This is a genomic window from Rhodococcus sp. no. 34 (assembly GCF_054589475.1).
The window spans coordinates 53245-66326 of record NZ_BAAILK010000026.1; the positions used below are offsets into that span (position 1 = coordinate 53245).

Sequence of the window (13082 nt, forward strand, 5' to 3'; positions counted from 1 at the left end):
AGATCGACGAACGCCTCGTTCTCGCCGACGGATACGGCGCGATACTTCGGCACCCTTGAACGCCAGAGCCTGCTGATCAGATTCGGTGGCGAGCACGTTCTATCGAGAAGCGTGCTTGCCCACCGAGTCCGGGAAACCATCGGCAATTGCTGCGACGAGTTCCAGATATGCCCGTGCCGTGCGCTTGTTCAACAACTTCAAGTCGATCGGACCGCCTTCGCCCAGGTGATCGTCGTAGGGCAACGTCTTGACCGCTCGCACTCCACGCTGAGCGAAAACGTCCTCGAGTTGATCGAGGTCGAGCGAAGACGAACCCGGCCGCGTCGAATTGATCGCCACGACCGACCTGCTCACCAGATCTGCGTATCCGTGCTTGGTCAGCCAACTGAGCGTTGCTGCAGCACTACGGGCACCATCCTGAGCTGTCGGGCTGACGACAACCAAAGCATCTGCTTCGTCGAGAATTCCGTACATGGCCGAGTGCATGATTCCGGTGCCACAGTCGGTGATGACGATGTTGTAGTGCACCTCGAGAATTCGGAGAGTATCGAGGTAGTCCTGCTCGTTGAACGACTCCGAAGTTTCCGGATCTGCCTCACTCGCAAGGATTTCGAGTCGGCTGTCGCCTTGCGAGGTGTAGTAGCGAACATCGCTGTACGTACGAATGTCACCGTCGGCCAACAGATCACGAACGGTCAGGTGATGTTCACGTCGTTCGCGATCAGCCAGAGTCCCCAGGTCGGGATTGGCGTCGATGGCTACGATTCGATCCCCACGGATCGATGCGAACGTCGAACCGACAGTTTTGGCCGCCGTGGTTTTCCCCACTCCACCCTTGAGTGAGATGAAAGCAATCTTGTACACGCCGCGCACCGTTCGGTTGGCACGGCGCACGAGAGCCTGGTGTTCGAGTTCGGCAGCCGACTGCCCAGTGTTGATCCGGCCCCCGGTGAGTTTGAACAACACACTGCCCAAACCGCGTTCGGGTGGACGCTTCGCCCGCTTGATGATGTCCAGGTCGTCGACGGAGGTCATAGGCCTGGGCGTCGAGGTCCGAAAATCGGTCGGCTCTTCACGACGTTGCTGGCGCATCCGCTGACTGGGCAACGGTTTTGCTGCAGGCTCGTCGAATTGTGGTGTGAAGGTGACGGTTCGAATCGACGTTGCATAGCCGTCGTCGGACGCGTCGAAATGGCCGTCGCCCTGAGTCGTTCCGGAGTTGTTCCCCAGGACTCCGTTATTCGAACCGTTGTTATCGCTGCGCACCGTTTTCCTAGGTCGAGTTCGGAATCATTTCGGACATAGCCTCTCGGACGCTATCACTCTGGCGGGCTTGCCGTTCTCTGCTCAATACCGTCGTGGCACAACAGACCGTTACACCCGCACTTCGATGACTTTGGTCCCCAAGCTTGTGCCGATCTCAGCAAATACGAACGTCGTAACGATATGCGGCACAGATATCTTCATCTGCCGCTAGAAACAGCCTTCCGCAATGTCAGGGCAAATCCCTTGGTAACAAACGAGAAAAGGGAGGGCGATCGCCTCGGCGATCACCCTCCCTTCATGGACAAGTGTTCAGCTGCTGCAGAATTCCGAACTACCGAGACTTCCGAAAATCGTCGACAGATCCACACTTCCGAACGAACTGCCCGTATCGCAGCCGTCGGCAGTGAGCGCGAAGTCGACACCGGTGACGTCATTCGTGCTCAGATTCACCGGAATTACTGCTGGATCGGCACCGCATCCGCTGCCGGGAACCACTTCTACGGAATAGCCGTCCTTGGCCGGCTTGTACTGAAAGAAGTAGTCACCGGAATCATCCGTCGTTGTCGTCGCGATTTGCGTGCCGGCATCGAGGAGATTCAACGTCACGTCAGACGCCCCGACCCCGTCAGCACCCGGACACCCAGTGACAGTTCCGACGATGCTGAACACCTTCACCAACTCGAAGTCGATCCCGGTCGCGTCGGACGTCGTCAGATCTACCGCCGTCCTGTCGGGTACGGATCCGCATCCAGCCGGCGAGTATGGACTGACCGTGTAATTGCCCGGAGGAACGTTCGTGATCGTGTATGCGCCACCCACCCCGACAGTGGCCGAGGATATCTGCGTCGAGCCATCCCATACGACCATCCATATCCCGACCGGATCGCCAGTATCGCTACACGAGTTGACAAGGGTGCCCGACACGGAGCGTGTGACCGGGTCCGCCGAGGCCACCGAAGACAGGAGGAGACCGAACGCACCCATCAGGGCGAATATCGCAAAGAATCGACGCCTCATGAAACTCTCCTATGTGTTTGCCCTGCCGTCGACCCGTTGCCGGCGACCAGAGCCAAGTCTGGCACCGGAAAATGACCGTCACGTTTGTTTCACCCGGTCCTCGGCAAAGTTTGGCGAATCGGACAAATCCCCCACCTAACGCGTTCGTCGGTCGGCCACCGAAACGATCCCGACCGATCACCTACTAAGCCCGGTAGTAGGCGCCTGTATCCTTTCGCGTATGACGCCGGGTCCGAAAGATGTCGCGCAGCTGCGCGGTGCTTTCGTGGGCGGCACCTCCGGCGCGGTTTCCGTCGCAGCCCACGCGCTCGGTGGCGGCGGCATGGCCCCGTCCGAAAGCGCTGTCGTGTTGCTGATCCTCGCCTGCGCGAGCGTCGGCGCGGTGGTCACGTCCATCGACACCCGTCGCTCCCCCGCGCTCTTTCTCGCCCTCATGCTCGCTGCGGGTCAGGCCATCGGTCACGCGACGTTGACCATCGCTTCGGATCATCAACACGGCCTGCTCCTGTCCCTTCCGATGCTCGCAGCACACATCGCTGCCGTCGGAGTGTGCGCAGTGCTGATCCGCGGCGCAGAACGCGGATACGTCGTGGCCGCATCGACGGTAGCGGCAATCGTCGCCGTTCTATTGCGCCCGTGGGCAGCTGAACCGTCACCGTTCGCTGCACGTACTCGATACCGCGCCAAAGTTGTTCTGCGTCAACTTCTCACCTCTGGCCTGGGCACTCGCGGCCCACCGGCATTCGTGTAACTCACCTCCCCTTTCCTTTCACGCACGTGATTACGTGCGCCACTTTGCTGTGCGCCTTTATTAACCGCGGGCGGTTAACAAAGGCGCACGGCGGGATCGAGTACACGCATGTCCGCACCCGAATTGGAGCGCGCACAGACGCGCGCGTCCAACGACAGTTCTCCGCCGAAGAAGCAGGTTGGCGGCGCCAGACCACTGATCCTGCGTCTGCACTTCTACGCCGGCGTCCTGATCGGACCGTTCATCCTCATCGCCGCTTTGAGCGGTGGCCTCTACGCGATGGCACCCACCATCGAGAAGTTCGTTTACAGCGACTACCTCCAGACCGACACCACCGGACAGATCGCGTCACTGAACGACCAGATCCGTTCCGCTCAGCAGTACCGCCCCGACTTGACCGTCTCGGCAGTACGTCCGTCCCCTGCTGCCGGCGAAACCACCCGAGTCCTGTTCACCGATCCGTCACTGGGCGAATCGGAGAGGCTCGCCGTCTTCGTCGATCCGGTACTCGCACAGCCGGTCGGCGAGTTGGCGGTCTACGGAAGCAGTGGTTCGCTGCCGCTGCGAACCTGGATCTCCCAACTGCATCGCAACCTTCATCTGGGCGAACCCGGCCGCCTCTACAGCGAATTGGCCGCGTCGTGGATGTGGGTGGTCGCACTCGGCGGTGTCTACCTCTGGTTCCGTCGTTACCGCACCGCCCGGAACGCTCGACTGCTCACGATCGACCGAGCATCCACCGGACGAAGCCGGACCCTGAACTGGCACGGTGTCGTCGGCATCTGGATAGCAGTTGCATTGGTCTTCCTCTCGGCGACCGGCCTCACGTGGTCGACCTACGCCGGAGAGAACGTCAGCAATCTGAGAACCGCGTTGAGTTGGACGACGCCCTCAGTTGTGAAAACTCTCGGCGACGCTCCCCCTCCGGCGACAGGCGGGCACGAGGGTCACGACATGGCCCCCGCCGCCACCGGCACGCTGACGGACACCAACGTCGGACGCGTCGACACCGTCCTCGGTATCGCCAGGTACAACGGGATCACCGGTCCTGTCGAAGTATCGATACCCGCGAACGCCGAGACGGCGTTCACCGTCGCCCAGACACGTCAGCCCTGGGTGTACAGCAACAACACCATCGCAATCGACGGAGCGACGCAAAAGGTCACCGACGAGTTGTGGTTCTCGGATTGGCCACTCGCAGCCAAACTTTCGGCCTGGGGAATCCAACTCCACATGGGCCTGCTGTTCGGTCTTGCCAACCAGATCGCACTCGCCGCACTGGCACTCGCACTGGTCAGCGTGGTCATTCGGGGCTACATCATGTGGTGGCGCCGACGCCCCACTCGTGGCTCCGACTGGGCAGCCGGCCGGGTTCCTGCCCGCGGCGGAATCCGCAACCTCTCCCCGGTCGGCCTCGTTGCGCTCGTCGCGATCACGGCGTTGGTCGGTTGGTTCGTTCCGCTACTCGGCATCAGCCTTCTCGCATTCCTGCAGATCGACCTGTGCCTTGCGGCGTTCAAACGCCGTGCCACCACCTGACACTTCACGAATTACGGAGACACACATGACTGTTCGCACAAAGATATTCGCAGCTGTTGCACTGTCCGCAGCTCTCGCCCTGACCGGCTGTTCTTCCAACTCCGACAAGGAAACCGAAGCTGCACAATCCATCACAGTTCAGGATCAATGGGTCAAGGCCGCGCCGGAAGGAATGAGCGCGGCGTTCGCCGAACTCGTCAACTCCAGTGACAAGGACGTACGCGTGGTCTCGGCCACCAGCCCCGCGTCGTCTCGACTCGAACTGCACGAAGTCGTGACCGGCGACGGCGGAACGATGACGATGCGTCCCAAGGACGGCGGTTTCCTGGTCCCTGCCAACGGTTCCGCCTCCCTCACCCCGGGCGGTGACCACCTCATGTTCATGGACCTGTCCGCGCCGCTGCTCCCAGGCGCAGAAACCGACCTCACCTTGATCTACGACGACGGTTCCAGCACCACGTTCACAGCCCAGATTCGCGACTTCTCCGGTAATCAGGAGAACTACGACCCGAATCACGGTGGCTGAGAACACGAACCCGCCCAGCCGAGCAGTCAGTCGGCGGCGCCTTCTCGGAGGAGGCGCCGCCGCGCTCGGCGTGGCGGGAATAACCTGGGGCGCAACCACAGTGGTCGAGCGCAGCGAACAGGAGCAGCAAGCAGGCAAGCTGGTGGAACCGTTCTACGGAGTCCACCAAGCCGGCATCGACACCACGCCGCAAGCGCACGGCACCTTCATCGGGTTCGACCTCTTGCCTGGAACCGATCGAGCAGTCGTCGTCGGAATCATGAAGATGTGGTCCGAGGATGCGTCACGGCTCACCGCGGGCAACCCGGCGTTGGCGGACACCGAACGGGAACTGGCTGTGGATCCGGCACGCTTGACAGTGACCGTCGGCTACGGCCCTGGCCTGTTCACCAAGCTGGGATTGCAAGCACGTCAACCGGACTGGTTCGAGCCGTTGCCGAACTACGCGATCGACCGACTTGACGATCGATGGGGCGGATCGGACCTGTTGCTGCAGATTTGTGGCGACGATCCGGTGACCATTGCTCATGCTGTGCGAGTTCTGACCAAGAACGTCCGATCACTGACAACCATCCGGTGGACGCAAAAGGGATTCCGCAACGCTCGCGGCACCACGCCTGAGGGAACCACGATGCGCAATCTCATGGGCCAAGTGGACGGGACCGTCAATCCTGCTCCGGGAACAGTGGATTTCGATTCACTGATCTGGCACGACGGCGCGGGTCAGTCGTGGCTGGCGGGCGGAACCTCGTTGGTACTGCGACGCATTCGCATGGAAATGGATACCTGGGACGAACTCGACCGTTCGGGGCGCGAACTCACGATGGGGCGCACGTTGTCCAATGGCGCTCCGCTCAACGGAACCAACGAATTCGACGAAGCGGATTTCACACTCACGGACAAGTTCGGGATTCCGGTGATCCCGCCAGGATCACACATCGCGCGAGCCCACCAGACGCATGAGAAGGAGCAGTTCTTCCGTCGGGCATACAACTACGACGACGCACCCGAGAGCGGGCAGACCTCGAATTCGGGATTGATCTTCGCAGCATTCCAACGGGACATCGCCGAGCAATATCTACCGGTCCAACAGCGATTGAGTGACTTCGACGCACTCAACGAGTGGACGACGCCGATCGGTTCTGCGGTGTATCTCATTCCGCCGGGATGCACCGAGAACGACTATCTGGGAAGCGGATTGCTCGGCTGACAACCCCGGGCAACGATATTGTGGGGGCTGGATCCGAACGGATCCCGCCCCCACAATGCCTTCTACCTGAAGTTGTTGCGTTACTTGGACTTACGAGGTCCCGGCATGACCGCACCTGGACGGGCGGTAGTCAACCTCGTGACCCAACCACTGACGGGCCACTTCTTCAGTCCGACGTTGTGTGGGGTGACCTCGGTTCCGACGTACTTGGCAGCAAGCTCGTCGTCGACGGTTCCGTTGAACCGCCACAGTTGGCTTCCGTCGGCATTGCGGGTGGACACCTCCCATGACTGAGCACGGAAGGCACCACGAATGATGCTGTCGGCAAACACCAGAACGGGGATTCCGATCTCGGCACGAACGGCCGCACCGGCAGACCACTCGGCGCGCGCGAGTTCGTAGATCTCTTCCGGCGTTGCTCCCGGACGGGCGGAGGCCGGTACGTGGAGGACGATGCTCGGCGTCGGGAGTTCCGGCGCGGGATCAGCCGAGTAGCGCAATGCGAGTTCCTCGACGCGCGTCGCACGGGCGTCCTTGTCCGAGGTATCGCCTGCGAGATTGGTCAGACCCTCTCCCGCGTCGGTGATCCGCAAGGCTTCCACGATGCCTCGGACGACCTCGTCGGTAGTGGCGGCCGAATCCGTGGCGGCAGAGACCGAGCGGAGGAGTACGAAGTGCTCCACCGCCGAACCTGCGTCGTAGATCTCGCGGATCCGAGCGATCTTGGCTGCCGTCACAGCGGCATTCGACTCGACCGGAGCGTCCGCTCCTTCGAGGTTCGCGAGTTCACCGAGCGCTTCGAATACCGGCGCGAATACTTGATTTCCCGTGCCGTGCCCGACATGGAACACCTGGTCGTTACGCGGGTCACGCAAAGCAAAGACGTACTGCCCCAGTCTCTTACCGACCTTCTCGGAGAACGGCTGCGGAGCCGGCTTCCTGACGACGACCTCGGTGGACAGAGTGCGCATCACGGCCAGACGTAGTGCGTCTGGCACGCTGGTGGAACCGGCAGCACCGGAAAAGATTGCCGCCGAAGCAGCGCTGATCGAGGTGAACGTGCGGCCGACTTGCTTCTCGAGAGATGCAGAGACCGTACCGACCGCAGTCAGTTTTGCATCGAGGGTGCCGTCACCCTCGACAAGGAACTCCTTGATCAACGGAGCAACGAGCAAGGTGGAGCCGATAGCGCGAGGAACTGTCCAGACAATAGCCATGCCACGAGCCTAGGCGATCACCTCGAGACGCGAGGCGAACGCGACTCAGCCCGCCGCTGCCGGCCCGGCCAGTCCCTGCACAAGTAGGTTCCAGGCCGACTGCGCGACTTCTTTTCGCGAGCTCTCGGCAGTCCGTTCCATGATCGCGGCGAACATGGCGATCGCCAGGATCACGTCCTCAGCAGTCACGGACTCGCGTATCTTCCCAGCTCGACGCGCCTCCTCGAGCCGTCCTTCGAGGAGATCGGTCAGACGGGTGCCTGCCGAATTCAGTCGTGAGTCGCCGAAGGAGACGGGCTTGATGACCTCCACGAACACGATGGAGGTGGTGATCTGGTCTACCAACAATCGAAAAAGATCGTCGAGAGTCGAATCCGGATCGGCAGCCATATCTTGCAGCTCGACGATGTTCTCGTCGAACACCGCGAGTGCGAGGCTTTCGCGAGTGGGAAAGTGCCGGTAGAGGCTGCCCTGACCGACGCCGGCCGTGCGGGCGATCAGGCTGAGCGGAGCAGCAAAACCCTGAGTGGCGAACACCTCACGAGCTGCTGAGACGAGTGCCGCACGATTGCGCGCCGCATCTCTCGGCCCTCTGTTGAGAGATCCGCTATTGACGCGGCCAGACGATGTCACGCACACTACGATACCAACCGGACAGCATTGTCCGGTTGGTTGCGGCCCGACACCGGTTCACACCCCGACCCGATCGTCGTGAGCGCTCGAACACGCGCCTGCCCTCCGTGCTGCCTGTCCGTGAGATACGTCTGCCCGTGAGATACGAAAGGCAATCCCGCACCGGGAGTTGGACTCGATGAAATCGTTCACGACCATCAGAACCAGATCTGCCATCGCACTCGTCGCCTTGATCACCGTCCTTCCCGTGTGCGTCGCGTCGGCTGAGCCCGCCACTGCCCCGGGCTCGATCCACGAGAATCCGGGTGTCGCTTCCACCGCCGCAAGCCGCGCCGAATGCGGCCCGGGATCGATGCCCGAGACCGGGTTGCAGGGTGATGTTCCGGCCGAGGACCGAAACAGCGGACGCAGCCGAGACGGCTACAGCTGCAACATGTCTCAGATCGGCGGCTACTCGGGTCGCGGCGGCGGGATCACGTCCACCAACTTCGAACACTGCTCGTACGTCGGCAGTTTCTTCCCCGGGAACCTCCTGGGCCCCGCACAGGGCGTCCAAGTTCTCGACGTATCGGATCCTGCCAATCCCGCTCTCACCGCCACGCTGACCGAACCCGCGATGCTGGCCGGAACGTGGGAGAGCCTCAAGGTCAACACCGCGCGAAAGCTGCTGGTGGGCACGGGCGTTCCGCTCTTGACCGGCGTCGGCCTGATGTCGGTCTACGACATCTCCGATTGCGCGCACCCGAAACTACTCAACCCCGGACCAGGAACCGATCTGGGGATGCTGCTGCCCATCACCAATCACGAGGGAGGATTTTCACCGGACGGGAACACCTACTGGTCTTCCGGCACCGCTCCCGGCGTGGTGAGCGCCGTCGATCTCACCGATCCCGCCAACCCACGCGTCGTCTGGCAGGACCTCATCGGGTTGTCGACGCACGGCTTCGGAATCAGTCCCGACGGAAATCGCATGTACTTGTCGAACAATCTCGGCGGAATACATGTCCTCGACATCAGTGAGGTTCAGCGCCGCGTCCCGAATCCTCGGGTGCGCCAACTGTCCCAGCTCTCGTGGACCGACGGGTGGGCCACCCAACACAGCATTCCGGTCACCTACGACGGTTCGCCGTACCTGTTCACCGTCGACGAAGGTGGTTCCGGCGGAGTCAAATTGATCGACGTCTCCGATGACGACGAACCGTCGGTCGTCAATTCGGTGAAGCTCGAAATCAATCTGCCGGAGAATCAAGACGCTGCGCTGGCGTCTGCTGCCGGCGGATCGCTGTTCGCGTACGAATCTCACTACTGTTCGGCAGATCGCCCGGTCGACCCGACGGCGCTGGCATGTGGATGGATCTCGAGCGGGATTCGGGTCTTCGATGTTCGAGATCCCTTCGACGTCCACGAAATTGCGTACTTCAACCCACCTGCTCGGACCGGCGGCAATCTCGAACTCGCCAACTCGCCACACGCTCTCGCGTCGCTCATCGGGGTACCCGTTCTCAGCACCCCGGCAATCGCGCAGTCGATCGCGCAGGGCCAGTTCGACCCCGGCCAAGCACTGAGTTCGCGGTCGGGCATGGTCGCTCTCGGCGACATCTCGACCGATTGGTGCTTCTCCCCGCCCGAATGGCGCGGGACCACGTTGTGGGCGACGTGCGCCGACAACGGCTTTGTTGCCATGCAACTCGAAAACGGTGTCTACACACCACCGGCTGACCAGAAGACGACCGTGGGATCATGACGGCGCCACGAGCGGTCAAAGCCGTCGCACTCGTGGCTGCAGCACTGATGCTGCTCGTACTCGGCGCAGCACTACGTCCGCTGTTCGCACCCGAGAACCACACGCAGAGAGCTGTTCTGAGCGAAACCGAAATCGGATTCGTGCACGACATGGCGGCCCACCATCAACAGGCCCTCTTCATTCTCGCGCGTCTGAGTCCCGATGTGGACCCGGCGGTGACGAGACTGGCCCAGCAGATCGACGATGTTCAACGAACGGAAATCGGTGTCATGCTCGGTTGGCTGAGGTTGGCCGGTGTCCCGCCGAACAGTAGAACGCCGATGGCGTGGATGGAGGCGTCGCCGAGCGGCGCGGGCGACTCTCGTCATCACCCGGCAACGCTGGACACCGAGACCGACTCCATGCCTGGTATGGCTACGACCGAAGAACTCGAGAAACTGAGCAGCGCTCGCGGGCTCGACGCCGAGGTCCTTTTCCTTCAACTGATGGAACGCCACCACCGTGGCGGGATCGCCATGGCGCAGGCCGCCGACGCCCTACTCGAGAGCGGGCCGGTGAAACAGTCCGCCCGCGACATGATCAACACCCAGAGTCAGGAATCCGGGCTGATGACGCTGATGCTCGAACAACGTGGGGCACAACCACTGCACTGACCCGCATGTGCAGTGACTACCATAGGTGTCGACCTGCGAACTACAGAAGGAATCGACACTTCATCATGACCCTGCTTGTTCGCGGAATCGATTGGTCGAACCCGACAGCACCGCGGATCCGATGCGTCGACGACACCACTTCCGCTACGACCTTCTTCACTCACGACTCGGTGCTGCGATTCTCCGTCGACGAGACGAAGGGCCGCCGCTGCCTCGGCTGGCGAGATCTCACCGCCGAAGGTCCAGGACACTCGCCGTGCGACCGCGGGGCGACGGTCACCGCAGGACGCCAATGCGACCGATGCCGAAATCGTGAGGGGTTCACCACGGTTCATCAGGCACACGTCAGCGGCGCGCACATTCATCCGAATGTGCGTACCTACCTCGCACAACCACAATGGCTCTACGTCGACGTATTCGCCGGCGGCCAGATGAAGGTGGGGACGGCGTCCGAGTTCCGCAAGCATCCGCGAGTCGCCGAACAAGGGGCAGTCTGCGCATTGTTCGTAGCGCGGTCGACGGACGGTTACAGCATTCGCGCCCTCGAAGCCCGAGTTTCGGAGCACTTCCACTTGAGCCAGGCAATACGTACGTCTCGGAAGATCGAAGCGTTGACAGGTCCCTTGGATCGAGAGAAACTACGAAAGTCGTTGCACCACTTCGTATCGTCGATCAAAGACGAGCTGAATGACATCGGATCGGACATCGACGGAATCGAGATCCTGGAGGCTCCCGAAGAATGGACGGCGCCGGCGTGCGCTGACGTGGTCTTCGATGCGGCACCGTTGATCGCGTATCCGCACACTTTCGAGTCCGGGGAACATTCCTTGTATCTGGAGGGCCTTGCCGGTTCGATCGCCTCGCTGCGGATCGACCCCGATCCTGAATCGCCACGCTTCGTCGCGGATGTGTCCGGACTGGTCGGTCGAACCATCACCGTCGGCGAGTTCGAGTCCCCTGGCGTGGCAATTCAGGAATCGTTGTTCTGAAAGTAGGTCAGCAACTTCCCGCGGTCGCTGCGGCGAATCCGCGAGTGACCTCGGCCTGCTCGTCGGCAGACAGGCTCGACCATTCGGGATAAGCCTGGATGGAGGTCAGCATGTCGTTTGCCAATGATTCACGCGTCATGCCCATTTCCTCTCCGGACTCGTCGATGGCCGGCTGGTATGCGTCGAGGTACCGGAGAACGTCGGAACACGCCTGCGCGTAGGTCCGTGGCAGCGCCGAACTCACATTCGGGTCGGACGGGACCTCAGCCGGAGCACTCGAGTCGACCGAAGGGGTCTCGGTAGGTATTTCCGACGACGTCGCCGGAGCCTCGGATGACGTCGTCGACGTCGCTGTGGTGGTCGCCGAAGCAGAGGAAGTGAGTGTTCCGACCTCGGTCGGCTTGTCTCCGTCTGAACCGCAGGCAACCAGCGCCACCAGCGAGCAGGCACCGATGAACCCGGTGATCGTTTTCTTCATCCCTCAAGGATGCCAGAGGGCCACTGGCGTTCGAACGGACCGGCATCGCCCGTCAGCGCCAATTGCCCGAGCATCCGGCCGAATCCGAGCGCCTCGCCCTCCCGACTGCGGGATTGGACTGTATGCCCCGTTCGCGAACCCATGCTACGGTGACTTAACTGCAAAATAACTACGGGTGGGATTGTCCGGTCTGCCGCGTTCATCCGGAACGCTCCGATCGGAAATAGTTCGTCTATAAGGGGCTGGAACGAGTGGGACTTTTTCGTCGACGAGGTTCCCGCGAGGAAGACGACGATCGCGGGCAAAACCTCGATCGCAGCGACCCCGGGTACGCCGCCTGGTTCGCGAACGTCGCCGACGCGGGTGGTCAGCCGATTCCGTACAAGCGACCGCTGACCGCACCGGTGTATCCGCAACTCCAGCCGCCGGCCCCGGACTACGAGACGGATACGAGACGGCCACTCAACGCACCCGCCGGAGACGGCTGGCTACCCGCAGACCGCATCGACGAATTCGAGTCGTCGAATGGCCGCCCATCTGCACCGAACGGAACGAGCCCACAAATCTCCCAAACTGAAAAGTTGCCGCCCGACCCACTCCCGACGCCGCAACCAACGATTCCACCTCGAAATGTACCGATGACTTCACCACCGAAGCATCACCTGGAGTCGCCCCGCGCGACTCGGCCCTACCAAGGAGAAGCAATGAGCAACATCGACAAGATCCTCGGCGAATTGATGCGCATCGACGGTGCCAGCGGTGCAGCCGTCGTCGACGCCGACAGCGGAATGGTTCTCGGCATGAGCGGCAACCCGTCATTCAGCCTCGAGTACGCCGGCGCCGGCAACTCCGAGGTTGTGCGAGCAAAGCTCCGCACGATGAGTAACTTGGGGATTACCGACACCCTGGAAGACATCCTGATCACCCTGAGCAACCAGTACCACCTCATTCGCGTCCTCGAGACGCCCGGACTGTCGACGCTGTTCGTGTACCTCGTTTTGGACCGTGCGCGTGCGAACCTGGCACTGGCCCGCCACAAGCTGGGCGAACAGACCCCCA

The 13082-nt window shown here is 61.8% G+C and carries 12 protein-coding genes and 1 pseudogene; 8 read left to right on the forward strand and 5 right to left on the reverse strand.

The window, feature by feature from the left end:
* Nucleotides 1-99: 99 nt before the first annotated feature.
* Nucleotides 100-1266, reverse strand: a complete 1167-nt coding sequence (locus tag ACYP01_RS09380) for a MinD/ParA family ATP-binding protein (protein ID WP_003945525.1) — start codon at nt 1264-1266, stop codon at nt 100-102.
* A 309-nt stretch (nt 1267-1575) separates the two neighbouring features.
* Nucleotides 1576-2283: a hypothetical protein gene (locus tag ACYP01_RS09385; protein WP_208689824.1), complete on the reverse strand. Its 708-nt coding sequence runs from the start codon at nt 2281-2283 to the stop codon at nt 1576-1578.
* Between the two features lie 220 nt (nt 2284-2503).
* Here ACYP01_RS09385 and ACYP01_RS09390 point away from each other — a divergent pair, with 220 nt between their 5' ends.
* From ACYP01_RS09390 to ACYP01_RS09405, 4 genes are all read left to right on the forward strand, one after another.
* Entirely contained in the window at nt 2504-3034 is a 531-nt protein-coding gene (locus ACYP01_RS09390; RefSeq protein WP_459679606.1) for a hypothetical protein, read from the forward strand.
* Nucleotides 3035-3142: 108 nt separating this feature from the next.
* Complete coding sequence (locus ACYP01_RS09395) at nt 3143-4573, forward strand: PepSY-associated TM helix domain-containing protein (RefSeq protein ID WP_459679608.1); 1431 nt, start codon at nt 3143-3145, stop codon at nt 4571-4573.
* 25 nt (nt 4574-4598) lie between these two features.
* A complete protein-coding gene (locus ACYP01_RS09400; RefSeq protein ID WP_003945769.1) occupies nt 4599-5099 on the forward strand; it encodes a copper chaperone PCu(A)C in 501 nt (166 codons plus the stop codon).
* The gene (locus tag ACYP01_RS09405; RefSeq protein WP_459679610.1) at nt 5092-6309 is read left to right on the forward strand and encodes a Dyp-type peroxidase; all 1218 of its coding nucleotides are present in this window, start codon (nt 5092-5094) and stop codon (nt 6307-6309) included. Before ACYP01_RS09400 ends, ACYP01_RS09405 begins: the two co-directional genes overlap by 8 nt.
* A gap of 80 nt (nt 6310-6389) precedes the next feature.
* On the opposite strand, the gene ACYP01_RS09410 is transcribed toward ACYP01_RS09405, so the two are convergent.
* On the reverse strand, nt 6390-7526 hold the full coding sequence (locus tag ACYP01_RS09410; protein WP_042452510.1) for a GIY-YIG nuclease family protein: 1137 nt from the start codon (nt 7524-7526) through the stop codon (nt 6390-6392).
* 45 nt (nt 7527-7571) lie between these two features.
* Entirely contained in the window at nt 7572-8159 is a 588-nt protein-coding gene (locus tag ACYP01_RS09415; RefSeq protein ID WP_228401948.1) for a TetR/AcrR family transcriptional regulator, read from the reverse strand.
* 178 nt (nt 8160-8337) lie between these two features.
* Between ACYP01_RS09415 and ACYP01_RS09420 the strand changes: the two genes are divergently transcribed.
* The 3 genes from ACYP01_RS09420 (at nt 8338) to ACYP01_RS09430 (ending at nt 11545) form a co-directional block, all read left to right on the forward strand.
* Nucleotides 8338-9903 (forward strand): LVIVD repeat-containing protein, encoded by a 1566-nt coding sequence (locus ACYP01_RS09420; RefSeq protein ID WP_003945495.1) that lies wholly within the window; start codon nt 8338-8340, stop codon nt 9901-9903.
* On the forward strand, nt 9900-10556 hold the full coding sequence (locus ACYP01_RS09425) for a DUF305 domain-containing protein (RefSeq protein ID WP_007734614.1): 657 nt from the start codon (nt 9900-9902) through the stop codon (nt 10554-10556). Before ACYP01_RS09420 ends, ACYP01_RS09425 begins: the two co-directional genes overlap by 4 nt.
* A gap of 65 nt (nt 10557-10621) precedes the next feature.
* Nucleotides 10622-11545 carry a DUF2797 domain-containing protein gene (locus ACYP01_RS09430; protein WP_003945794.1) on the forward strand — a complete coding sequence of 308 codons (924 nt, stop codon included), beginning with the start codon at nt 10622-10624 and terminating at the stop codon, nt 11543-11545.
* Between the two features lie 7 nt (nt 11546-11552).
* Here ACYP01_RS09430 and ACYP01_RS09435 read toward each other — a convergent pair whose 3' ends face one another.
* Nucleotides 11553-12023 carry a hypothetical protein gene (locus ACYP01_RS09435; RefSeq protein ID WP_003945723.1) on the reverse strand — a complete coding sequence of 157 codons (471 nt, stop codon included), beginning with the start codon at nt 12021-12023 and terminating at the stop codon, nt 11553-11555.
* A gap of 704 nt (nt 12024-12727) precedes the next feature.
* On the opposite strand from ACYP01_RS09435, the pseudogene ACYP01_RS09440 reads away from it, so the two are divergent.
* Nucleotides 12728-13082: pseudogene (locus ACYP01_RS09440) on the forward strand (roadblock/LC7 domain-containing protein); the annotation flags it as partial.